The organism is Modicisalibacter tunisiensis (assembly GCF_020148005.1).
Lineage (GTDB): Bacteria > Pseudomonadota > Gammaproteobacteria > Pseudomonadales > Halomonadaceae > Modicisalibacter > Modicisalibacter tunisiensis.
In genome coordinates, this window is sequence record NZ_JAGXFD010000001.1 from 858626 (window position 1) to 881034 (window position 22409).

At 70.4% G+C, this 22409-nt stretch carries 23 protein-coding genes and 1 other RNA gene; 9 read left to right on the plus strand and 15 right to left on the minus strand.

Going from position 1 to position 22409, the window contains the following annotated elements; all coding sequences use genetic code 11:
- Positions 1-19: 19 nt before the first annotated feature.
- Complete coding sequence (locus KGQ91_RS03935) at positions 20-1312, minus strand: urate hydroxylase PuuD (RefSeq protein WP_224416195.1); 1293 nt, start codon at positions 1310-1312, stop codon at positions 20-22.
- Positions 1313-1365: 53 nt separating this feature from the next.
- Positions 1366-1719 carry a hydroxyisourate hydrolase gene (uraH, locus tag KGQ91_RS03940; protein ID WP_224416194.1) on the minus strand — a complete coding sequence of 118 codons (354 nt, stop codon included), beginning with the start codon at positions 1717-1719 and terminating at the stop codon, positions 1366-1368.
- A gap of 191 nt (positions 1720-1910) precedes the next feature.
- On the opposite strand from uraH, the gene uraD reads away from it, so the two are divergent.
- Together uraD and KGQ91_RS03950 are read left to right on the plus strand one after the other, a co-directional pair.
- Positions 1911-2438: a 2-oxo-4-hydroxy-4-carboxy-5-ureidoimidazoline decarboxylase gene (gene uraD / locus KGQ91_RS03945; protein ID WP_224416193.1), complete on the plus strand. Its 528-nt coding sequence runs from the start codon at positions 1911-1913 to the stop codon at positions 2436-2438.
- A gap of 111 nt (positions 2439-2549) precedes the next feature.
- The gene (locus KGQ91_RS03950; RefSeq protein ID WP_224416192.1) at positions 2550-3389 is read left to right on the plus strand and encodes an IclR family transcriptional regulator domain-containing protein; all 840 of its coding nucleotides are present in this window, start codon (positions 2550-2552) and stop codon (positions 3387-3389) included.
- Here the strand turns inward: KGQ91_RS03950 and KGQ91_RS03955 are convergent, their stop codons facing one another.
- Positions 3390-4265 carry an SDR family oxidoreductase gene (locus KGQ91_RS03955; protein WP_263478939.1) on the minus strand — a complete coding sequence of 292 codons (876 nt, stop codon included), beginning with the start codon at positions 4263-4265 and terminating at the stop codon, positions 3390-3392.
- Positions 4266-4404: 139 nt separating this feature from the next.
- Between KGQ91_RS03955 and pyrB the strand changes: the two genes are divergently transcribed.
- On the plus strand, positions 4405-5436 hold the full coding sequence (gene pyrB / locus KGQ91_RS03960) for an aspartate carbamoyltransferase (protein WP_224420314.1): 1032 nt from the start codon (positions 4405-4407) through the stop codon (positions 5434-5436).
- Between the two features lie 84 nt (positions 5437-5520).
- Here the strand turns inward: pyrB and ruvX are convergent, their stop codons facing one another.
- The 8 genes from ruvX to KGQ91_RS04000 all read right to left on the minus strand — a co-directional run bounded on the left by ruvX (position 5521) and on the right by KGQ91_RS04000 (position 11563).
- Positions 5521-5967, minus strand: coding sequence for a Holliday junction resolvase RuvX (gene ruvX, locus KGQ91_RS03965; RefSeq protein WP_224416189.1), 447 nt, complete (start codon positions 5965-5967; stop codon positions 5521-5523).
- A complete protein-coding gene (locus KGQ91_RS03970) occupies positions 5964-6521 on the minus strand; it encodes a YqgE/AlgH family protein (protein WP_163650217.1) in 558 nt (185 codons plus the stop codon). Before KGQ91_RS03970 ends, ruvX begins: the two co-directional genes overlap by 4 nt.
- Before the next feature lie 14 nt (positions 6522-6535).
- Positions 6536-7462 (minus strand): cell envelope integrity TolA family protein, encoded by a 927-nt coding sequence (locus KGQ91_RS16790; protein WP_224420315.1) that lies wholly within the window; start codon positions 7460-7462, stop codon positions 6536-6538.
- A 15-nt stretch (positions 7463-7477) separates the two neighbouring features.
- Complete coding sequence (gene gshB, locus KGQ91_RS03980; protein WP_224420316.1) at positions 7478-8446, minus strand: glutathione synthase; 969 nt, start codon at positions 8444-8446, stop codon at positions 7478-7480.
- Positions 8447-8728: 282 nt separating this feature from the next.
- A complete protein-coding gene (locus KGQ91_RS03985) occupies positions 8729-9469 on the minus strand; it encodes a CvfB family protein (protein WP_224420317.1) in 741 nt (246 codons plus the stop codon).
- Positions 9470-9783: 314 nt separating this feature from the next.
- Complete coding sequence (locus KGQ91_RS03990) at positions 9784-10512, minus strand: 16S rRNA (uracil(1498)-N(3))-methyltransferase (RefSeq protein ID WP_224420318.1); 729 nt, start codon at positions 10510-10512, stop codon at positions 9784-9786.
- A 98-nt stretch (positions 10513-10610) separates the two neighbouring features.
- The gene (gene secB, locus KGQ91_RS03995; protein WP_163650212.1) at positions 10611-11096 is read right to left on the minus strand and encodes a protein-export chaperone SecB; all 486 of its coding nucleotides are present in this window, start codon (positions 11094-11096) and stop codon (positions 10611-10613) included.
- A 47-nt stretch (positions 11097-11143) separates the two neighbouring features.
- Positions 11144-11563 (minus strand): rhodanese-like domain-containing protein, encoded by a 420-nt coding sequence (locus tag KGQ91_RS04000; RefSeq protein ID WP_163650211.1) that lies wholly within the window; start codon positions 11561-11563, stop codon positions 11144-11146.
- A 232-nt stretch (positions 11564-11795) separates the two neighbouring features.
- Between KGQ91_RS04000 and gpmI the strand changes: the two genes are divergently transcribed.
- The 3 genes from gpmI (at position 11796) to KGQ91_RS04015 (ending at position 16107) form a co-directional block, all read left to right on the plus strand.
- Entirely contained in the window at positions 11796-13370 is a 1575-nt protein-coding gene (gpmI, locus tag KGQ91_RS04005; protein ID WP_224420319.1) for a 2,3-bisphosphoglycerate-independent phosphoglycerate mutase, read from the plus strand.
- A gap of 7 nt (positions 13371-13377) precedes the next feature.
- Entirely contained in the window at positions 13378-14538 is a 1161-nt protein-coding gene (locus KGQ91_RS04010; RefSeq protein ID WP_224420320.1) for a murein hydrolase activator EnvC family protein, read from the plus strand.
- Positions 14539-14775: 237 nt separating this feature from the next.
- Entirely contained in the window at positions 14776-16107 is a 1332-nt protein-coding gene (locus KGQ91_RS04015; RefSeq protein ID WP_224420321.1) for a S41 family peptidase, read from the plus strand.
- A 117-nt stretch (positions 16108-16224) separates the two neighbouring features.
- Here KGQ91_RS04015 and KGQ91_RS04020 read toward each other — a convergent pair whose 3' ends face one another.
- From KGQ91_RS04020 to KGQ91_RS04035, 4 genes are all read right to left on the minus strand, one after another.
- A complete protein-coding gene (locus KGQ91_RS04020; protein ID WP_224420322.1) occupies positions 16225-17463 on the minus strand; it encodes a UbiH/UbiF/VisC/COQ6 family ubiquinone biosynthesis hydroxylase in 1239 nt (412 codons plus the stop codon).
- A gap of 26 nt (positions 17464-17489) precedes the next feature.
- A complete protein-coding gene (gene ubiH / locus KGQ91_RS04025) occupies positions 17490-18692 on the minus strand; it encodes a 2-octaprenyl-6-methoxyphenyl hydroxylase (protein WP_224420323.1) in 1203 nt (400 codons plus the stop codon).
- A 75-nt stretch (positions 18693-18767) separates the two neighbouring features.
- On the minus strand, positions 18768-20105 hold the full coding sequence (gene pepP / locus KGQ91_RS04030) for a Xaa-Pro aminopeptidase (protein WP_224416176.1): 1338 nt from the start codon (positions 20103-20105) through the stop codon (positions 18768-18770).
- Between the two features lie 37 nt (positions 20106-20142).
- On the minus strand, positions 20143-20736 hold the full coding sequence (locus KGQ91_RS04035; RefSeq protein ID WP_163650205.1) for a UPF0149 family protein: 594 nt from the start codon (positions 20734-20736) through the stop codon (positions 20143-20145).
- 138 nt (positions 20737-20874) lie between these two features.
- Here KGQ91_RS04035 and KGQ91_RS04040 point away from each other — a divergent pair, with 138 nt between their 5' ends.
- From KGQ91_RS04040 to KGQ91_RS04050, 3 genes are all read left to right on the plus strand, one after another.
- Positions 20875-21177, plus strand: coding sequence for a cell division protein ZapA (locus tag KGQ91_RS04040; RefSeq protein WP_224416175.1), 303 nt, complete (start codon positions 20875-20877; stop codon positions 21175-21177).
- Between the two features lie 67 nt (positions 21178-21244).
- Positions 21245-21429, plus strand: a non-coding RNA gene (ssrS, locus tag KGQ91_RS04045) — 6S RNA.
- A 29-nt stretch (positions 21430-21458) separates the two neighbouring features.
- A complete protein-coding gene (locus KGQ91_RS04050) occupies positions 21459-22079 on the plus strand; it encodes a 5-formyltetrahydrofolate cyclo-ligase (RefSeq protein ID WP_224416174.1) in 621 nt (206 codons plus the stop codon).
- Positions 22080-22409: the final 330 nt, after the last annotated feature.

The following is a 22409-nucleotide window of genomic DNA, read 5'->3' on the forward strand; positions in this document are numbered from 1 at the left end:
ACCGCCTGACGCGATCGACTCACTCACCCCAGGCGGCGATCGCCTGACGCTCCTCGTCGGTCATGTGGGTCATGTTGCCCAGCGGCATGTAGCCACTGCCGACGACCTGCTTGATCTGCGCCATCTGGCGCTCGATCTCGGCGCGGGTATCGAACATGACCCCGGCCGGGGCCGCCGTGAAGGCGGCGTGCGACGGGTTCTTCGAGTGGCAGACCGTGCAGCGCTCCTCGATGATCGGCTGGATGCGCGCCAGCGCCCCCTGCCCCTCTGCCGAGGCGGACGAGCCGGCGGAGGCGCTGGATGCCGCGGCATCGGCTGACGCCGGTGCCTCGCTCGCGGCCCGGGCACTGCCGGTGTCGGCCGCCCCCTTGTCGACCGGCGCCGACGACGGCGCGGCGAACCAGATGGCCACCAGGATCAGCGCCACGCCGGCGGCCGGATAGGCCGGACGGATGCGCCCGGCATGCATCAGCACGAAGAACTGACGGATCAGCGCCCCGGAGAAGATGAACAGCACCATGATCACCCAGGCATGGGGATGCGAGTAGGTGAAGGAATAGTGGTTGCTGAGCATCAGGAACACGACCGGCAGCGTGAAGTAGGTGTTGTGCACCGAGCGCTGCTTGCCGCGCTTGCCGTCGAGCGGGTCCGGCGTCTCGCCGGCCTTCATCGCCTTCACCATGCGCCGCTGGCCGGGGATGATCCAGAAGAACACGTTGGCCGACATGGCGGTGGCCATCACCGCCCCGGTCAGCAGGAAGGCGGCACGCCCCGAGAAGATCTGCGTGCTCAGGTAGGCGACGATCACCATCATCACCGCCACGGCGATGCTCAGCAGCCCGTCCCGGGTCATGTCGGGGCTGATGCGCTTGCACAGCTCGTTGTAGACCAGCCAGCCGCCGAACAGGAAGGCCAGCGCCAGCAGGTTGGCCTGCCAGCCGGCCAGGCTGGCCGCCCAGGCCCAGTCGCTGGAGTGGTTGATCAGGTAGAAGTCCGGCTTGGCGAGATACAGCAGCAGGAACAGGCCGAACCCGGACAGCCAGGTGGTGTAGGCCTTCCAGAATGACCAGTGCAGGTCCGCGGGCAGCTTGGCCGGCGCGCTGGCGTATTTCTGGTTATGGTAGAAACCGCCGCCGTGCACCGCCCACATCTCGCCGAAGACCCCCTTGCTCTGGTCCTCGGCGGCCTTGGGCGGACGCAGGCTGTTGTCCAGCATGACGAAGTAGATCGATTCGCCGATCCAGGCGATCGCCGCGATGACGTGCAGCCAGCGCAGCAGCAGGTTTCCGAAGTCGATGAGGTACGCTTCCATCAGCCAATACTCGTGTTATGCGTTGTTATTGCTTGCCGGCCCCGTGGCGGGCGTCAACTGCCGCGATAGGTCGAGTACCCATACGGCGACAGCAGCAGCGGCACGTGGTAGTGCGCCTCGGCGTCGGCCACGCCGAAGCGCAGCGGAATGCGGTCCAGGAAGCGCGGTGAGGCGCCCGGCGCCCGGCACGCGTCCAGATACTCGCCGGCATGGAACAGCAGCTCGTATTCACCGGCCGTGAAAGCCTCACCCTCCAGCAGTGGCGCATCACAGCGGCCGTCGTCGTTGGTGTGCACTTCCCCCAGGCGGGTGCGCGTGTCGCCCTCCAGGCGGAAGATCTCGATACGCAGGTTGCTGCCCGGGGTGCCCCGGGCGGTGTCCAGCACATGGGTGGTCAGACGTCCCATCGGTCAGCTCTCCTGAAAGTCGACAAGTCGGCAGGGGCGCGATGCACGCCCAGCAGGCATGCAGACAGTTTTAGCGCGACAAAGAGTACATTTCAAAATTTTTTTGTATACAGTTTAATGGTTAACCTGTTCTACACTGGGGGCGTCGCACCGACTCACCCCGTTTGTCATCGCTATCAGGAGCCTCCTTAATGACCGACGCGCTTCTCGACCCTCGCCCCAGCACCCTGGATCGTGCCGCCTTCGTCCGCCAGTTCGGCGACGTCTACGAGCACTCGCCGTGGATCGCCGAGCAGGCCTGGGACATCGGCCTGGACGCCCGCCACGACACCCCGGCGGGGCTCGCCGACGCACTGGCCGCGGTGCTCGACGCCGCCGACACCGAGCGGCAACTGGCGGTGATTCGCGCCCACCCCGACCTGGCCGGGAAGGCCGCCAAGAGCGGCGCCCTGACCGCCGACTCGACCCGCGAGCAGGCCGGCGCCGGGCTTGATCAGTGCAGCGAGGCCGAATACGAACGCTTTCACCGCTATAACGATGCCTACAAGGCACGTTTCGGCTTTCCCTTCGTGATGGCCGTGAAGGGCAGCGACCGTCACCGGATCCTGGCCGCTTTCGAGCAGCGCCTCGAGCATACCCCCGACGAAGAGCGGCGGACCGCCATCGAACAGATCCACCGCATCGCCCTGCTGCGCCTGAACGACCGCGTCACCCGCTAGCGCCGCATTGCGACCCGGAAAATGGAAGCCGTTTCCGTTGGCGGCGGACAGCCCCGGCGGGAGTGTGTATCCTTGTGCGCCAATAGACCGAGTCGCAATGGAGAACGGGGCGTGACAGTAGAGAATCGACGCAAGCCGGTCGGTCGGCCGGCCGGGTCCGGCAAGAGCAGCGGCGGCCACAGCCAGTCGCTGGTGCGTGGCCTGAACATTCTCGAGGGCCTGGCGGCGGCACCCGGCGGGCTGGGCCTGTCCGATATCGCGCAGATCGTCGGGCTGGCCCCCTCGACCACCCATCGTCTGCTGCAGGCCCTGCACAAGCAGGGTTTCATCACGCACGATGCCGAGCTGGGCCTGTGGAAGGTCGGCGTCAAGACCTTCCAGATCGGCAATACCTTCCTCGAGGCCCGCGACTTCGTCGCCACCACCCGCCCCTTCCTGCGCAGCCTCACCCAGGACAGCGGCGAGACCGCCAACCTGGCGATCCGCGACGACGGTCTGGCGGTGTTCCTGGCCCAGAGCGAGTCCTCGCAGATGATGCGCATGATCACGCGCCTCGGCTCGCGGGCCCCCCTGCATGCCTCCGGCGTGGGCAAGGCGCTGCTCGCCTGGCTGCCGGACAAGGAGGTCGAGCGCATCCTGCAGAACCGCGGCCTCAACCGGGTGACGCCCAACACCCTGGACACCCCGGCCCGGCTGCGCGAGAGCCTGGCCGAGATTCGCCGCCAGGGCTACGCCTGCGACCGCGAGGAGCATGCCATCGGCCTCAACTGCGTGGCCGCCTCGCTGCACGACGAGCACGGTGCCCCGCTGGCGGCGATCTCGGTATCCGGGCCGGTGGCGCGCATCCCCGAGTCGCGCCTGGCGGAACTGGGCGGCATGGTCAGCCGGGCGGCCCGCGAGATCACCACCCAGATCGGCGGTCAGATGCCGCGCGTCGAGGACTGGTCCTGATCAAGTATTGAGGATGACGCCGCCGTTGAGGTGCAGCGTCTGCCCGGTCATGTACGAGGACTCCTCGCTGGCCAGGTAGACGTAGGCCGGCCCCATCTCCGCGGGCTGGCCGGGGCGGTCCATGGGCACCTGGGCGCCGAAGCCGGCGACCTTCTCCTCATCGAAGCTGGCGGGGATCAGCGGCGTCCACACCGGCCCCGGGGCCACCGCGTTGACGCGAATGCCGCGCCCCACCAGCGACTGCGCCAGCGAGCGCACCAGCCCCTGAATGGCCCCCTTGGTCGCCGAGTAGTCGATCAGCGTATTGTTGCCCTTGAAGGCATTGACCGACGAGGTGGCGATGATGGTGTCGCCCTCGCCCATGAGCGGCACCACCTGCTTGGCCAGGTAGAAATGGCTGAAGATGTTGGTCTGGAAGGTACGCGTGAGCTGATCGTCGGGGATCTGGGTGACATCGTCCCAGTCGTGCTGCTCGGCGGCGTTGTTGACCAGGATGTTGACGCCGCCGAACACCGCTCGGGCGCGCTCGACGATCTCGCGACAGAAACCGGGGTCGCCGACGTCGCCACGCATCAGTTCGCAGCGCCGCCCCTCGGCATGTACCCGCGTGCGGGTTTCCTCGGCGTCCTGTTCCTCGTCGAGATAGGCGAGCACGCAATCCGCGCCCTCGCGGGCGAAGTGCAGCGCCACGGCGCGGCCGATGCCGCTATCGCCGCCGGTGATGATCGCCATCCTGCCGGCGAGCTTGCCGGTGCCCTGGTAGCTGTCGCGGATGAACAGCGGCTCGGGACGCATCGCGGCCTCGACGCCGGGCTGCCGGTCCTGCTCCTGCGGGGGTTGCTTGCGTTCGCTCATGGCCGTCACTCCTGTGTGCATGGCGCGCCGTCTCCCTGGCGCGGCCGGTCACTGCAAGGTAGATGCGCCCCGGCGCCGACTCAAGCGGCCGGCGCGTGCCGAGACGCCTTGCGGCCGCTACACTAGCGCCCGACATTTTGCCGACCGCGAGGCCCTGCCGATGACGTCCCACCTGCTTTCCGTCGATTCCCTCTCCCGCGACCACGTCGACCACCTGCTGCGCGTCGCCGGTCGCATGGAGCCCATCGCCCAGCGCCGCAAGGTCACCCGCGTGCTGGAAGGCGCGGTACTCGGCAACCTGTTCTTCGAGGCCAGCACCCGCACCCGGGTGAGCTTCAACGCCGCCTTCTGCCGGCTGGGCGGCAGTGTCTGCGACACCACCGGCTTCACCTTCTCGTCGATGGCCAAGGGCGAGTCGCTCTACGACACCAGCCGAGTGCTGGGCGGCTACTGCGATGCCCTGGTCATGCGCCATCCCGACCAGGGTTCGGTGGCCGAGTTCGCCGACGCGATCAACGTGCCGGTGATCAACGGCGGCGACGGCCCGGGCGAGCACCCCAGCCAGGCGCTGCTCGACCTCTACACCATCGACAAGGAATTCACCCGCCTCGGCAAGCACCTGGCCGGCGCCCACATCCTGCTCACCGGCGATCTGCGCCACGGGCGCACCGTGCACTCGCTGATCAAGCTGCTGTCGCTCTACGACCCGCTGCGCATCACCCTGGTGTCGCCGCCGGGGCTGGAGATGCCGCGCGCGCTGATCGACCTGGCGGCCTCGCGCGGCCACCGGGTCGAGGAACGCGAGAGCCTCGACAGCGACTTCAGCGACCTCGACGTGGTTTACACCACGCGCATCCAGAAGGAACGTTTCACCGAGGAGTTTTCCGAGAGCTTCGCCGGGGTCTCCCGGGACTTCCACGTCGACAAGGCGTTTCTCGACCGCCACTGCAGCGCCACCACCGTGGTCATGCACCCGCTGCCGCGCGACAGCCGGCCCGGCACCAACGACCTCGACGTCGACCTCAACGGCGACCCGCGCCTGGCGATCTTCCGCCAGACTGACAACGGCATCCCCGTGCGCATGGCGATCTTCGCCACCCTGCTCAAGGTCGAGGAGCTGATCGAGCAGGACCTGCGCGACGTGCGCTGGTTCGTGCCGAAGACCGTCGGCGTCGACGACCGCACGCTCTGACGGCGGTCCAGAACGACGCACGGCCGGCCCTTTCAGGCCGGCCGTCTTGCTTTCTGGGCAGGGGAAGTGGAAAGGCGCGCGGGATCAGCCGAGCGGGCGCGCCGGCAGCCCCTCCCCGGCGGCAAACCAGCTTTCGAGGATCAGCTGCGCGGCCAGGCCGTCGACGCTTTCCTCACGATAGTTGCCGCGATGCCCCCGCTCGCGGGCGATGCTCTTGGCCTCGCGGGTCGAGCCGCGCTCGTCGACCATCTCCCAGGGCTTGCCGTAGCGGCCGTAGAGGCGCTTGCCGAACTTGCGCGCGCGCGTGCTCATGGTCGTCTCGCTGCCGTCGTTGTCGATCGGCAGGCCGACCACGAACAGGTCCGGGCGCCACTCCTCGACCAGCCGCGTCACCACGGCCCAGTCGGGAATGCCGTCGCGGGCCGGCAGCGGCTCCAGTGCCGTGGCGCGGCGGATCAGCTCGTTGCCCACCGCCACGCCGATGCGCCGGGTGCCGAAATCGAAGGCCAGGATCAGGCGTTCGCCGCTCAACTGTGGCCTGCCTCGCCGGTCAGCAGGTTGAGGTCGATGCCGAGGATCCCGGCGGCGGCGTTGAGGCGCTGTTCCGGCGGCAGGTCGAAGATCACGCCGGGCTGGGCCTCGACGGTCAGCCAGGTGTTCTCCTTGAGCTCGCTCTCCAGCTGGCCGGCCTCCCAGCCACAGCAGCCCAGGCAGACGATGAACTGCTCCGGGCCCTCGCCGCGGGCCAGCGCCTTGAGCATGTCCATCGACGTGGTCAGGGCGATGTCGTCGGCGACCTGGATGCTCGAGTCCCAGGGCTCGGCGCTGCCGCGATGCAGGATGAAGCCGCGGTCGCGATGCACCGGCCCGCCGTAGTAGACCGGCTGGTCCCGCGCCGGGCAGGCATCGGCATCGATGTCGAGCTGCTCGAGCAGGGCGTCCAGCGTCAGCTCCAGCGGATGGTTGACGATCACGCCCATGGTGCCGTCATCGTCGTGATCGCACAGATAGCTCAGGCTGCCGGCGAAGTTGGGATCCTCGAGATGAGGCATCGCCAGCAGGAAATGGTTGCGCAAGCTTTGCATGGGCCTCCCGGGCGTCAGCGCACGCCGAAATTGTTGCCTTTGCCGTACCGCCAGACCCGCGTGATGGTGAGGCTGTCGCGCGCACCCATGCCCTTGTCGAAGGGCCGGTAGGGCGCGGCGCCTCGCACGGTGTCGAGGGCGGCCTGGTCGAGTCGGGGCTTTCCGGAGGATTGTATCACCTCTGCCTGGCGCAGCTGACCGTCGCGGCCGATGACCACGCGGATGCGCAGCTGGCCGTCGAGATCCGGCGGCGCCGGGTAGAAGCGGTTGCCGTAGGTTTCCACGCGCCGCGTCCAGTCCTCCTCGTAGCGCGCCTCGGCGGCCTTGCGGGCGGCGCGCTGGCTGGCATCGCCCTCGCCGCCGCCGGCCGGGGCGGCGTCGAAGCCGCGCTCGCGGACGCTGGACGTGGCCTGGGCCAGCAGGTCCCGGCCGCTCGCCGCCGACGCATCGCGCCGCGGTTTCGGTGGCTCGTCAGGAGACGGCGGCGTCGGTGCTGAATCCGGTGCCGGCGCGGGCTCGGGCGCCGGAGCCGGGGGGGGCTCGGAAGGCGCCGCCGGTTCATCGGGGGCGGTCGGCTCGGGCGGCGGTGCCGGCGAGTCGGTCGCCGCGGGCGGCGGCGGGGACGACGCCGATTCCGGCGCAGGCGGCGAAGACGGCGAAGACGGCGCGGCGGGCGTGTCGTGACCGGCCGACGCCGGCCCCGAGGCCGTCTGCGCGGCCTCGGCGATGGCCCGGGCCGCCTGCGGGTCAACCGCGGGCTGGCGAGTCAGCACCACGTCGATCGCCGGCGGTGGCTCGGGGGGCGGCGGCGACCACGTCAGCCCGGCGACCCCCGCCAGCACCAGCGCATGCAGCGCCAGCGCCGACGCGCCGGCCAGCCACTGCCGATAGCGGCGGCTGACTGGGGCGTAGTCGTGCGGGTCGCTCACCGGCGCCGTCACGGCCGCGTTCCCGGCTCAGTGACGACGCTCGGCGAGCCGCCGCTCGATGGCGTCTATCAGCTCGCCGGCGATGTCGGTGCCGCGCTGGTCGTCGATCTCGCGCACGCAGGTCGGGCTGGTGACGTTGATCTCGGTGATGTAGTCGCCGATCACGTCGAGCCCCACGAACATCAGCCGCTTCTCGCGGATCACCGGCTGCACCTGCCCGATCAGCCAGTGATCGCGCTCGGTGAGCTCGCGACTCACCCCGCGACCGCCGGCGGCCAGGTTGCCGCGGGTCTCGCCGGCCAGCGGCACCCGCGCCAGCCCGTAGGGAATCGGCTCGCCATCGACCAGCAGGATGCGGGTGTCGCCGTCCTTGATCTCCGGGATGTAGCGCTGGGCCATGATCTGGCGCCGGCCACGCTCGGTGAGCATCTCGAGGATGGAACCCAGGTTGCGCCCCTCGGGGCGGACGTGGAAGATTCCCGAGCCGCCCATGCCGTCCAGCGGCTTGAAGATCACGTCGCCGTGCTCGGCGTGGAAGGCGCGCAGCACCCTGGCGTCGCAGGAGACCACGCTGGGCGGGATGCACTGCGGGAACTGCTGGGCGAAGAGCTTCTCGTTGCACTCGAGCAGCGCCCGGGTGGGGTTGACCACCAGCACGCCTTCCCGCTCGGCGAAGCCCAGCAGGTACACGGCATTGAGGAAGTGGCCGTCGACCGGCGGATCCTTGCGCATCAGGATCACGTCGAGCTCGGCCAGCGGCGTGGCCTCGGGCTCGTCCAGGGCGTACCAGCACTCGGGGTCGCGATACACCTCCAGCTCGCGCAGTCGGCCCATGGCGCGGCCGTCGCGCAGGTAGAGGTCCTCCTGTTCCAGATAGTACAGCGAGGCCCCCCGGTCCTGGGCGGCCCAGAGCATGGCCAGGGTGGTATCCTTCTTGTAGGCGATCGCGGCGATGGGGTCCATCACCACGCCGATCTTGAGGGGGCGTTGGCTCATCGGTCTACTCGTCGGCGCCGGATCGGTCCGGCGGGAAATGATGGCTTGCAGTATGCCGCAGGCCGGCGGCGGACTCCAAGGCACCCGCCGCCGTCACTCGGGTTATCACAGACAGCGGCCGTATGACTCAGGCCGGCCCGGGCAACAGGTCCACGGGGGCGCTATGAACCCCTCCATGGGCGCTACTTTGGCCATCCATGGCCCAAACCCCTCTACGACCTGTTCCCGGCTCCGTCGAAATGGGCCAACTGCAATAGCCCGGCTACCGGCCCACCACGGGCTTCACCGGGCGTCGCCGGATGGAGTCCCGTCGTCGACGCGGTGGATACCGTCGGCCTCGAGCCGGATGCGGCGCTGCTTGTAGAGTCCGCCGATCGCCTCCTTGAAGGCGCTCTTGCTGACCCCCAGCCGGGCCTTGACCACCGCCGCCGGGCTCTTGTCGGTGAGCGCCAGGAAGCCGTCGCCCTCGTCCAGCGCGGCCAGCACCCGCTCGCGGGCCTGGTCGCGCCGCGCCCCGCCCAGCGGCGCCAGCGACAGGTCGAGCCGCCCGTCCTCGCGGACCCGGCGGACATAGCCGTCGAGCCGCTCGCCGCGCCGCAGGGCCCGGGGCAGGTCGTCCTGATAGAGCAGCCCCCAGACGCGATGCTCGACCACCGCCTTGACGCCCAGCGGTGTACGGTCGGCAACGACCAGCGTCACCGCATCGCCCGGCGCCAGGTCGTCGCCGGTGTCGGCGATGAAGCGATTGAGGCGCATCGAGGCCACCGGGCGGCTGCGTTCGTCGACGTTGATCTTCACCAGCACATGGCGCCCCGCCTCGGGCCGGCCGACCTGCTCGCCGAAGGGCAGCAGCAGGTCCTTGGGACGCCCCCAGTCGAGAAAGGCGCCGCTGTCGTTGACGCTGACCACGCGCAGCCAGGCGACCTCGCCGATCGCCGGGTGCGGCGCTCGGGAGTCGGCATCGGCATGTCGCGGGGTGTCGGCAGCGGCGGAAGGCGGGCGCGAAGGGGCGCGTCGGGACATGACGGAGTACCTGCAAAGCAAGGGAAGGATGGCAATGGCCATTATGCGGCCGGGCAGCGCCCGCGGGCAAAGGGCGTTGACGGCGGCGGCCCGGTGGCGAGCTCATCGCGACCGAAGTCGCTCCCACAGCATCCGGCCGCAACGACCCTGACCAGGCCGGTCAGCCTGGTGGGTAGACTTGTGGGAGGGGATTCATCCCCGACGGCGGTGCCCGGCGGCCGGTTCATCGCGACTGAAGTCGCTCCCACGGCCAGGCGCCGGATGAGCGACCTGCCGAGAGATCACGGCCAGCGCAGTCGTTTGCAGGCGCCCTCTCAGAGATCGCCGAAGTAATGCTGCAACAACGTCAGCGCCACCACCGGCGCGGTCTCGGTGCGCAGCACGCGCGGGCCCAGGGTCAGCGGCGCGAAACCGGCGTCGGTGGCGGCGGCCACCTCGGCCTCGGCGAGCCCGCCCTCGGGACCGATCAGCAGGGTCGCCGTGTCGATGCCGTCGCGTGCCTGCCAGGCGGTCGGGGTGGCCGGGTGCAGCACCAGGCGCAGCGTCTCGTCGCGCACGGCGAGCCAGGCGGCGAGCGTCATCGGCGGATGCACCGGCGGCACGGTGGCACGCCCGCACTGCTCGCAGGCACTCGCCGCCACGCCGCGCCAGTGGGCCAGCTTCTTCGCCTCGCGCTCGCCCTTGAGGCGCACGTCGCCGTGATCGGTGTAGAGCGGGGTGATCGCCGCCACGCCCAGCTCGACGGCCTTCTGGATGGCGTAGTCCATGCGATCGCCCTTGGAGATCGCCTGACCCAGGTGCACGGCCAGCGGCGACTCGCCGGCTCCCGGCGCGACCGTGTCGACCCGCGCCACGACCCGCTTGCGGCCGACCTCGACGAGCTCGGCGGCGGCCTCGAGCCCCCGGCCGTCGAACAGCGTCAGCCGCGCGCCCTCGCGCAGGCGCAGTACCGCCGCCACGTGGCGTGCCGCACTGTCGGGCAGGGTCAGGGCATCACCGGGGTGCAGCGTGGCATCGACATGAATTCGCGGGCCGGGCGTCACGACGCGGGCTCTCCATCGGCTGGCGCTCGGTGAGCGGCGTCACCGGGGCGGTGAAGGGACGGCGTCGCGGGGGCCGGGCGCCCCCGCGAACGAGGCGCTTACTGGGTGGTTTCGCTGCCCTGCGCTTCGCGCTGCTTCTTCTGGGCGTACATCGCCTCGAAGTTGACCGGCGCCAGCATCAGCGGCGGGAAGCTGCCGCGGTTGACCAGGCTGTCGATGCACTCGCGGGCGTAGGGGAACAGCACGTTGGGGCAGAACGCGCCCAGGGTGTGGTCGAGCTGGTCACCCTCGAGGCCGGCGATGCGGAACAGGCCGGCCTGCTCGACCTCGACCAGGAAGGAGGTGCTGCCGCTGTCGGCGTGGGACACCTGGGCGGTGACCTTGACCACGACCTCGTAGAGGTTCTCGCCGACCTCCTCGTGGGTGGTGTTCAGGTCCAGGCCGACCTTCGGCTTGAACGGCTGCTGGAACACCGCCGGCGCGTTGGGCGACTCGAAGGAGATGTCCTTGACGTAGATCCGCTGCAGGGAGAACTGCAGCTGCTGCTCCTGGCCCTGAGCGGCCTGATTGTTGTCTTCTGCCATCTTGTAGGTTCCTCAAGCTGCATTGGCGACGACCGCGAGGCCGTCGTTCATTTCTTGACCACCGGCAGGTTGTCGGCCTGCCACTGCGCCATGCCGCCCTTGAGCTTGGTGGCCCGGGTGAACCCGGCCTTGCTCAGCTTGGCGACCACGGCGCCGGCCGACTGGCCATGGCGGCAGACCACGACGACCGGCTTGTCCTTGAACTTGTCGAGCTCGGCCAGACGGTCGTCGAGCCGGTTCTGGGGGATGTTGCGGGCCCCGGCGATATGCCCGGCCTTGAACTCCTTGGACTCGCGGATATCGACGATGATGCCGTCATCGCGATTGACGAGCGAGGTGGCCTCACTGGTGCTGACACCGTGATTGCCGGTCATGAATTCGTAGGCCAGCCAGGCGATGAGCACCACGACGAAGGCGCCCACCAGCAGCGGATGATTCTGCACGAATTCGAACAACTGATCGATCATGGTCCGGATAACTCTGCTGGGAAATCGGGGTTGGAAATCGGTGCACCGCACCACCCGAGAATCGGGCGGGCGCCCAGTATACACAAGCCGCCTTGCGGCGTCCGTGGCCGGGCCGCGACTGTGACGGCCCCTGCCGCGCTGCGGTATGATGCCATCCGGAGACGTGAGTCGCGAGGACCCGGCGCGCCGACGGCCCGCCGGGAGTCGCCATCACCAACGACGAGGCCCCTTCATGTCAGATGCCACGGTTACCCGGCCGCGCCCGGTCGCGCTGATCATCCTCGATGGCTACGGCCACAACGAGTCGCCCGAGAACAACGCCATCCTGGCTGCCGACACGCCGGTCATGGACGGCCTGAAGCAGCGCTACCCGCATGCGCTGGTGCATACCGACGGCCGCTTCGTGGGGCTGCCCGACGGCCAGATGGGCAACTCCGAGGTCGGACACATGAACCTCGGCGCCGGCCGCGTCGTCTACCAGGACTTCACCCGCATCACCAAGGCCATCGCCGACGACGAGCTGGGCAATATCGCCGCCCTGACCACGCCGATCGACGCCGCGGTGGCCGCCGGCAAGGCGGTGCACCTGCTCGGCCTGCTCTCGCCCGGCGGCGTGCACAGTCACGAGAATCACATCCTGGCCATGGCCGAGCTGGCCGCCCGGCGCGGCGCCGAGCGCATCTACATTCATGCCTTCCTCGACGGCCGCGACACCCCGCCCAGGAGCGCCCGGGCCTCCCTCGAGCGCGCCGACGCCCGGCTCGCCGAACTGGTCGGCGCCGACCACGGCTTCGTCGCCTCGCTGATCGGCCGCTACTACGCCATGGACCGCGACAACCGCTGGGACCGGGTCGAGCAGGCCTACCGGCTGATCACCGAGGGCGTCGGCGAGCATGTCGCCGAGTCCGCCGTGGCGGGGCTCGAGGCTGCCTACGCGCGTGACGAGAGCGACGAGTTCGTCACCGCCACCAGCGTGCGCCCGGCAGGCGAGGCGATCGCCATGGCCGACGGCGACGCGGCGATCTTCATGAACTTCCGCGCCGACCGGGCCCGCGAGCTGACCCGCGCCTTCGCCGAGGACGACTTCACCGGCTTCACCCGTCAGGCACGCCCCCGGCTCGCCGGCGACGGCCTGGTGATGCTCACCGAGTACGCCGCCGACATCCCGGCGAGCTGCGCCTTCCCTCCGGCGGATCTGGTCAACACCCTGGGCGAGGTGGTCGCCGAACGCGGCATGACCCAGCTGCGCATCGCCGAGACCGAGAAGTACGCCCACGTGACCTTCTTCTTCTCCGGCGGCCGCGAGGCCGGGTTCGCGGGCGAGACCCGCGAGCTGATTCCCTCGCCGCAGGACGTCAGGACCTATGACGAGAAGCCGGAGATGAGCGCCGTCGAGGTCACCGACAGGCTGGTCGCGGCGATCGAGTCCGGCACCTACGACCTGATCGTCTGCAACTACGCCAACGGCGACATGGTCGGCCACACCGGCGACTTCGCGGCCGCCGTGAAGGCCATCGAGACGCTCGATGCCTGTGTCGGCCGCGTGGTCGAGGCCCTCGAGCGCGTCGGCGGCGAGTGCCTGATCACCGCCGATCACGGCAACGCCGAGCAGATGGTCCACCCCGAGACCGGCGCGCCGCAGACCGCCCACACCACCTTCGAGGTGCCGCTGATCTACGTCACGCCGCGCCAGGCCCGGCTCGCCGACGACGGCCGGCTGTGCGACATCGCCCCGACCCTGCTGGCGATGATGGGCGAGGCGGTGCCCGGCGAGATGACCGGCAACGTGCTGGTCAGCTACCCCTGATCGCCGCGTGAGCCACGGCGTCCCGCATCGCCGGCGCCTGCGCGGCGTGGCGGCCGTCCTGCTGGCGAGCTGGGCGGCGCTGGCCGTCGCCCAGGACGACGAGCAGGCGGAGACCCGGGCCCGGGTCGACCGCCTCGGCCAGGCGCTGCAGGCGCTCGACGCCCGCCTCGCCGACTCCCGCCAGGCCCGTGACGCGGCCACCCGTCAGCTCGAGCAGGTCGAGTCGGCACTCACCGCGGTCCATCAGCGCCTGGACTCGCTGCGCCGGACCCGGGCACAGCTCGATGACGAGATCCACGATCTCGAGGCGCAACGCCGCCAGCTTCAGGCACGGCGCCGGGCCCAGCGCCAGGCGCTGGCCAGCCAGCTGCGCGCGCTCTATCGACTGGGCGAGGCACCGCAACTCAAGCTGCTGCTCAATCAGGACGACCCGGCCCGGCTGGACCGCCTGCAGACCTACCTCAACCACCTGAGCCGAGCGCGCACCCGACGCCTCGACGCCATCGCCGCGCTGGACGACCGGCTCACCGACACCGGCGAGCGTCTCGCCCAGCGCCGCCAGCGCCTGACCGCCACGCAGCAGGCGCTCGAGGTGCAGCGACGCACCCTCGACCAGCGCCAGGCGGAACGCGAGCAGCTCGTCGCCAAACTCGACACCCGAGTCGAGGACGACCAGAGTCGCCGCCGCCGGCTGGCCGAGGCCCGCGACGCGGCGGAAAAGCGCCTCGCCGAGATCCGCGAACGGCTCAAGCGACTCGAGCAGTCGCCGCCGTCCACCGCCATCGAGCGCACGCGCGGCGACCTGCCCTGGCCGGTGGCCGGACGGGTGGTCGCGGGCTTCGGCGACGGCGACGGGGTCGACCGCAACGGCCTGCTGATCGCCGCCCCGGCGGGTACCGAGGTGCAGGCCGTGCATGCCGGCCGGGTGGTGTTCGCCGACTGGATGCGCGGCTACGGCAACCTGCTGATCATCGACCACGGCGACGACGTGATGACCCTCTACGCCCACCTGCAGACCATCGCCGTGCCGGTCGGCGCCCGCGTCGCCGACGACCAGGTGGTGGCCAGCGTGGGCAACACCGGCGGGCGCTCGCAGTCTGCGCTGTACTTCGAGGTGCGCCGCGGCGGCGAGCCCATCGACCCCAAGCGCTGGGTCCGCCGGCGCTGACGACCCGGGGCCACGACCGCCACATCGCGAGAGGCGCCGGGGACAGGTCAGAGAGGGGGTCCTCGGCCAGGGATGGCCGAGGTAGCGCCCAGGGAGGGGTTCACAGCGCCCCCTCGTCGGCCTGTCGCCGGATCAGCCTCGAGCGGTCCCCCGCCACCGGCCGGCCGCGCGCGGGCTGGCCGCGGCCCCGCCGCTGACGCTATGCTGTGGGCTCGTTCGTCGCGTCCCGGAGTCCGCATGCGCGCTTCCCGTTTCCGCTGGCTGCTGCCGGCCCTGTTCCTCGGCGTCACCAGCCTGACCCTTCCCGCCCAGGCCGCACCGCAACCCGCCGCCGGCGGCGACGACGCCCTGCCGGTGGCCGATATCCAGACCTTCGCCGAGGTCTTCGAGCGCATCAAGCGTGCCTATGTCGAGAAGGTCGACGACGCCACCCTGCTGCGCAACGCCATGCGCGGCATGCTCGGCCAGCTCGACCCGCACTCCGCCTATCTCGACAAGCAGGCCTTCGAGGCGCTGCGCGAGACCACCGAGGGCCAGTTCGGCGGCGTCGGCATCGAGGTGGGCATGCAGGACGGCCAGCTGACGGTGATCGCGCCGATCGACGACACGCCCGCGGCACGTGCGGGCCTCCAGCCGCAGGACACCATCCTGCGCATCGACGACACGCCCACTGATCGCCTGTCGCTGCAGGAGGCGGTCAACCTCATGCGCGGCGAGGCCGGCACCTCGATCACCCTGACCATCCTGCGCCAGGGCGAGAGCACGCCCCGCACCCTGACCCTCAAGCGTCAGATCATCCAGACCGACAGCGTCAAGCACGAGTGGCTGGCGCCGGGCTACGGCTACCTGCGCGTCAGCCAGTTCCAGAGCCGTACCGCCGACCAGGTCGATGCGGCGCTCGACGACCTGACCGCCAAGGGGGCGCTCAAGGGGCTGGTGCTGGACCTGCGCAACAACCCCGGCGGGGTGCTCGACAGCGCCGTGGACGTGGCCGACGCCTTCCTTGATCACGGGCTGATCGTCTACACCGAGGGGCGCCTGCCGGACAGCAACCTGCGCTTCTCGGCCAAGCCCGGCACCCGCGCCGACGGCGTGCCCATGGTGGTACTGATCAACGGCGGCAGCGCCTCCGCCGCGGAGATCCTCGCCGGCGCCCTGCAGGACCGGCACCGCGCGGTGATCATGGGCACGCGCAGCTTCGGCAAGGGCTCGGTCCAGCAGGTCATGCCGCTGGGCAACGGCGACGGCCTGAAGCTGACCACGGCGCTCTACTACACGCCCAGCGGGCGCTCGATCCAGGCCCAGGGCATCACCCCGGACATCGAGGTGCGCCGCGGCCACCTGGAGATCGCCAAGGACAGCGGCCTCGCCATCAGCGAGTCCGACCTGACCGGGCGCCTGGCCAATCCCAACGGCAGCGCCGGCACGACCGCCGCCGGCGGCGACCGGGCGCCGCTGGAGGACTATCAGCTCGGCGAGGCGCTCAACCTGCTCAAGGCGCTCAACGTGCTCGGCGACACGGCGGTCATCCCCCGCCCGCCGGCGGGCGCCGCGGCAGCGGCCCGGTAGCACCGGCATCGCGACGGAAGTCGCTCCCACAATCACCGTGGCCATGCCGCTCGTCCTGGTGGATGGGCTTGTGCCAGACTCCGGATAAACAATCTGCCGGGCTATCACGCCTGGCACCTAGCGGCAGGTCCGGGGCAGGCGCCCCCGCTCCCCCACCGCCTGGCGCATCATCAGCCGCTTGAGCGGCGTCAGGCGATCCACGCCCGACAGCCCCAGGTTGCGCACCAGGCGCAGTGCCGGGTTGCCCGCGCCGAACAGCCGGCGGAAGCCGTCCATCAGCGCCAGCATCGCGGCATTGTCGCCGCGCCGGCGCCGCGCGTAGCGGGCGAGGATGCGCACGTCGCCCGGCGCGATGCCCCGGCGGCGGGCCTCGACGAGTTCCTCGGCCAGCACCGCCGCGTCCATGAAGCCCAGGTTCACCCCCTGGCCGGCCAGCGGGTGGAGGCTGTGTGCGGCATCGCCGACCAGCGCCAGCCCCGGCTCCACGTAGTGCTCGGCATGGCGCTGCACCAGCGGGAAGCGATGCACCTCACCGACCACCGCCACCGTTCCCAGCGAATCGCCGAACGCCTGGTGCAGCGCCTCCCCCAGCTCGGCCGCCGGCAATGCCGCCAGCCGCTCTGCCTCCGCCGGCGTGGTCGACCAGACGATCGAGCAGTAGTGCGGGCCGTCGTCCAGCGTCAGCGGCAGGAAGGCCAGCGGCCCGGTGGGCAGGAACACCTGCCGGGCGACGCCGCCGTGGGGGCGGTCGGTGCGCACGGTGGTGACCAGCGCCGCCTGTCCCGTGTCCCGGCTGCTCATGGCGATGCCGGCCAGTTCGCGCAGCTGGGAGCGGGCACCGTCGGCGGCCACCACCAGGGGCGCCCACCGGCGCCGCCCGTCCGCGAGCACCAGACGCCGCCCGCGGGCGGGCGTCTGCAGGGCGCTCAGCCGGGCCCCGTAGTGACAGCGAACACTCGGCAGCTCGGCCAAGCGGTGCTCGAGCGCGGCCAGCAGCACCTCGTTCTCGACGATATGCCCCAGCACCGACACCCCGGCCTCGTCGGCGTGAAAGCGGATCTCGCCGCTGCCCTCGCCATCCCAGACCTGCATGCCCCGGTACGGGGTCACCCGGCGCTCGGCGGCCCACTGCCAGGCGCCCAGATGGGTCAGCAGGCGCTCGCTGACCGGGGTGATCGCGCTGACCCGTGCCGCGGCCTCGCCCCTTCCGACCGCCTCGGCATCCAGCGCCGACGGCCGGGCATCGAGCATGTCCACCGTCATGCCGGCCTCGCCCAGCAGCGCCGCCAGGGTGGCGCCGACCAAGCCACCACCGACGATGATCACGTCCGCGTCGTTCGTTTCCGTCTGTGTCATTTCCGCTCGATCCTTGTGTGGTTCCGCTAGCGCTCGACGCCCATCGCCCGGCGCGCCAGCGTGCGTCGCAGCGGGCCGACCAGGTTGAGCCCGACCAGCCCGGCGGCACGGGCATGCGACAGCAGCGGATGGTCGATGCCGAACAGCCGGATCAGCCCGTCGCTGAAGCGGATCACGTTGTGCCGATCCGCGGCGCGGCGCGCCTCGAAGTCCTGCATCACCGCCATCTCCCCCGGCGCCAGGCCGTCGGCCAGCCCGTGCTCCAGGGCGGCGACCAGATCCATCACGCCGCGCAGGGCCAGGTTGAAGCCCTGGCCGGCCACCGGATGCAGGGCGTGGGCCGCGTTGCCGAGCACCGCCAGTCCGGGACGCACCGGTTCGCGCGCGGTGACCAGCGACAGCGGATACACGTGCCGCCGCCCGACGCGGGTGAAGCGCCCGGCGCGCTCGCCGAAGGCCCGCTGCAGGCGTGCCAGGAAGTCACCGTCGGACAGCGCCAGCGTGGTCTGCTCGGCACCCTGCTCATGGGTCCACACCAGCTCCATGCGCCGCCCCGGCATGGGCAGCAGCGCCAGCGGGCCGTCCGGCGTGAAGCGCTCGTAGGCGATGCCGCGATGCGGCCGACTGACCTCCAGCGTGGCGATCAGCGCGCTCTGCTCGTAGGGCGTGGCGTCGCTGTCGATTCCCAGCCGCTCCTTGAGCCCCGAGCGGCCGCCATCGGCCAGCACCGTCAGGCCGGCATCCAGCGTATGACCATCCGACAGCGTCAGGCGATGCCCGCCGTCGCGCGGGGTCAGCGACTCGACCGTCGCCGGACAGTGCCAGCGCAGCGGCAGTTCGCCCAGGCGCTCGTGCAGCACCCGCCCCAGCCAGGCATTGGGCAGCACGTAGCCCAGCGCCTCGACGCCCATCTCGGCCGCGGTCAGGCGCACCGCGCCCAGTCGCCCGCGTTCGCTGACGTGGATGGTGCCGATGGCGGTGGCCTCGCGAGCCAGGGCCGGCCACAGGCCAAGCGCCGCGAAGTGGCGGCGCGACCCCTGGGCGATGGCGCTCGCCCGCGCATCGAAACTCGGCTGGTAGTCCGCCGTGCGCGACTCGCCGAGCGGCGCCGCCTCGATCACCGCGACGCGCAGCCCCGCCCGCCGGATCAGCGGCGCCAGGGCGCAGCCCAGGCTGGCGCCGACCAGCCCGCCGCCGACAATGGCGATATCCACCGACTCACTGGCCATCCCACCTCCCGATGTAATCATTGATACGAAATTACGATCATTACGTATAGCGCGAACCCGACGTGGTCGCGCTGGTCAATTATTGACCATCAGGGCCTCGATGTCCGCCACCCGCTTGGGCACGTCGGCCGTCAGCACCTCATGCCCCGACGCCGTCACCGCCACGTCATCCTCGATGCGGATGCCGATGCCGCGCAGGGCTTCGGGGATGTCGTCGTCCGCGGGGATGTAGAGCCCGGGCTCCACGGTCAGCACCATGCCCGGCGCCAGCGGGCGGGGCTCGCCGTCAACGCGGTAGTCGCCGACGTCGTGGACGTCCAGCCCCAGCCAGTGCGAGGTGGAGTGCAGGTAGAAACGACGATAGCTGCCGTCCTCGATGCGCGCCTCGAGCTCGCCCGCCAGCAGGCCCAGCTCGATCAGCCCGCGGGTCAGGTCGCGCACCACGCCCTGGTGGATCTCGCTCAGGGTGGCGCCCGGGCGCACCGCCGCCACGGCGCGCTCCTGGGCGGCCAGGACCACCGCGTAGACGGCGCGCTGGGCGTCGCTGAAGCGCCCCGACACCGGGAAGGTGCGGGTGATGTCGCCGGCATAGCCCTCGAACTCGGCCCCGGCGTCGATCAGCACCAGGGTGCCCTCGGCCAGCGGCGCGGCGTTCTCGACATAGTGCAGCACGCAGGCGTTGGCGCCGCCGCCGACGATGGTGCCGTAGGCCGGCCCGGCGGCGCCCTGCCACAGGAACTCGTGCTCGATCTCGGCCTGCAGCTGGTATTCATGCCGCCCGGGGCGCGCCGCCTGCATCGCGCGCACGTGGGCCTGCGCGGAAATCCGGCCGGCATGGCGCATCAGCGACAGCTCGGCATCGCTCTTGATCAGCCGCTGTTCGTGGAGCCCGGGGGCGATGTCGGCCAGCGCCCGTGGCGCCACGGCCCCCCGCCGTGAGCGGGCCTTGAGAGCGCGCCGCACGTCCTCGGCCAGGGCCACGGCCTCGGGGTCATCGAGGGGCAGGTAGAGGGTCTCGCGTCCGTCGAGCAGTGCCGTCAGGCGCTCCTCGCGCTCGGCATTGGCGAACGCCTGGTCGACGCCGAAGCGCTGCGTGGCGGCCTCGGCGCCGATGCGGATGCCGGTCCAGGCCTCCTGGGCCGGGTCCTTGTCGAGACAGAACAGCACGCTCTCGCCCTCGGCACGGCCGGGCAGCAGCACCAGCAGGGCGTCCGGCTCGGGAAAGCCGGTCAGGTAGTGGAAGTCGCTGTTCTGGCGGAAGGGATACTCGCTGTCGTTGCTGCGCGTGACCAGCGCGGCCGCCGGCAGCAGCACGGCGCTCGCGGCGGGCAGCCCGCGCATCAGTGCCTCGCGGCGGGCGCGGTATTCGTCGGGCCCGATGGCGCACGGGCGGGCGAGGGGTTCGGGGGCCATGATCGCTCCTGGACAGGAATGGGCGGCGTGAGGGGGCTCAGTTCGACGGCGTCGTGTCGTCGCTCGGCTCGGCCTGCTCGACCTGCGGCTTGCCGGGGTGCTGCTCGGTGTAGAGCAGCATCGCCGCCATGCGCGCATGCTCGGTCAGGGTGAACAGGTCGTTCTCGTTTTCGGGCGTGTCGTCGATCGCCAGCTCGTCGAGGTTGGCCAGGGTTTCCAGGTCCTCGATCGCCTCGCGCAGGTTGGGCGACCAGGCATCGCGCGCCTCGGCCCCGACCTCGCCGACCACCTCGAGAAAGCCCAGCGTCCATTCGCGCAGCCCACGGGCCCGCTCGGCCAGCGAGAACAGCTCGTCCGGCAGCAGGGGCTCGTAGTTGAGCGACGCGGCGGACAGCGCATCGAGTGCCTGGCGCCGCCAGGCCAGCAGCACCTCGGCGTCGTCGCGGTCGCGGGGCTGCTCGACCCCCATCGCCTGGCACACCGTCTCGAGCCAGGCGTCGGCGGACAGGTCGTGAAGCGCCAGCGCGGCGGCCAGGCGACCGTCCAGGAAGGCCGGTGACTGCAGGCTGCCGTGGGCGAGGAAGACATCGGCCACGGTGGAAAAGTCGAGTTGCTCGTTGATGATGGACATGCCGGTCTCCCGTGATTGGCGAGAGGCGGCGCGGCACGCCTTCCCGGCGCGTTGACCCGCTATCGGCGCCTCTCTATAGTGCTCGAACCGTTTCATCTTATCGCACGGGCCAGGGCTTGGCCCCTCCAGGAGACTGGCATGAGCGACGACAACCGGTCGACCGTCGAGATCACCCTGCTGGGACGCAGTTTCGTGATTGCCTGTCCTCCCGACCAGGAAGCCGGGCTGCAGCGCGCGGCGCGCTATCTCGACCGGGCGCTGCAGGGCGTTCAGACCCACAGCCCGACGATGGCCACCGAGAAGGTCGCGCTGATGACAGCCCTCAACATCAGCCACGAGCTGCTCCAGGCACGCGACGAGAACCAGGCTCGCGAGGCGCAGCTGGAACGTCTCGATCAGCGCCTGGCCCGCGCCCTGGGCAATGCCACGCCCTCGTCGTGACCCGCTCCGGGACACTCGTCGCAAAAACAGCCCTTTGGCCGGCAGCGTGGCTCTGATAGGATGAAGAGGTTCCCTGGTGTGTACGCCAGTCGTTGACGTCCCTCGAGCCTATGCGCAGTACCCAGGGGGCCAAATGCTAGACAGGCCCGTGTGCATGTCCGTGCGACGGAAAGCCTGACGGTCTGTCTGCGGCCACCCACCTTGAACCTATGGGTTCAAGGGCCAGAACGACAGCGGCACTCCGGGGAACTCCACTGAACACCTGCCGCCGATGGAATCCCGTGACCGAGCCTGTGACCCGTGACGCCCAGCGCCGCGCTTTTCGACGCACCCTGCGTCAGCGTCGTCGCGCCCTGAGCCCGCGCCAGCAGCGCCAGGCCTCCGAGGCCCTGTGTCGACGCCTGCGCCGCCTGCCGGAAGTGCAGCGGGCCCGGCACGTCGCCCTCTACCTGCCCAACGACGCCGAGATCGATGCCACGCCGCTGATCGACTGGCTGCGCCGCCGGGGCGTCCGCGTCTACCTGCCGGTGCTGCGCCCCCTGGCCGAGAATCGCCTGTGGTTCGTTCACTACCATGCCGGCACGCCGATGGTGAGCAACCGCTTCGGCATCCGCGAGCCCGACACCCGCCATGGCGCGCACCACGCGCGTCAGCTGCCGCCCTGGGCGCTGGACCTGGTGCTGATGCCGCTGGTCGGCTTCGACGATCACGGCAACCGCCTGGGCATGGGCGGCGGCTTCTACGATCGCAGTTTCGCCTTCACGCGCCGGCGCCGCCCGCGACCACGGCTGATCGGCGTGGCCCACGACTGCCAGCGCGTCGACGAACTGCCCGTGGCCGGCTGGGATATCCCTCTCGACGCCATCGTCAGCGACCGTCGTGTGGTGCGCCCCGAGCCCTGAGCGGCCCCTTTCAGCCTGACTGAAACGACACCGCCGCCGTGGCAGGACCACGGCGGCGGTGTCGTGTGGCGGGGAAAGGTGGCGATCAGGTACCGATCAGCGTCTGTGCATAGCCGGTGGCCACCACCCCGAAACCGAAAATGAGTACCAGTGCCATGACCAGGTCAGGCTTGCGCTTCATGACCGCTCCCCAGGTTGTCGTGTTAACAGCTTATTGTTGAATGATGCGCACGACTATAGGGCTGAGCCATAAGGATGACAAGCCCTTCTCATTCCAGGAAATCGGGAAACCCCGCAAAAGGCGGGGCTTTTGACGTAAGCAAGCACACA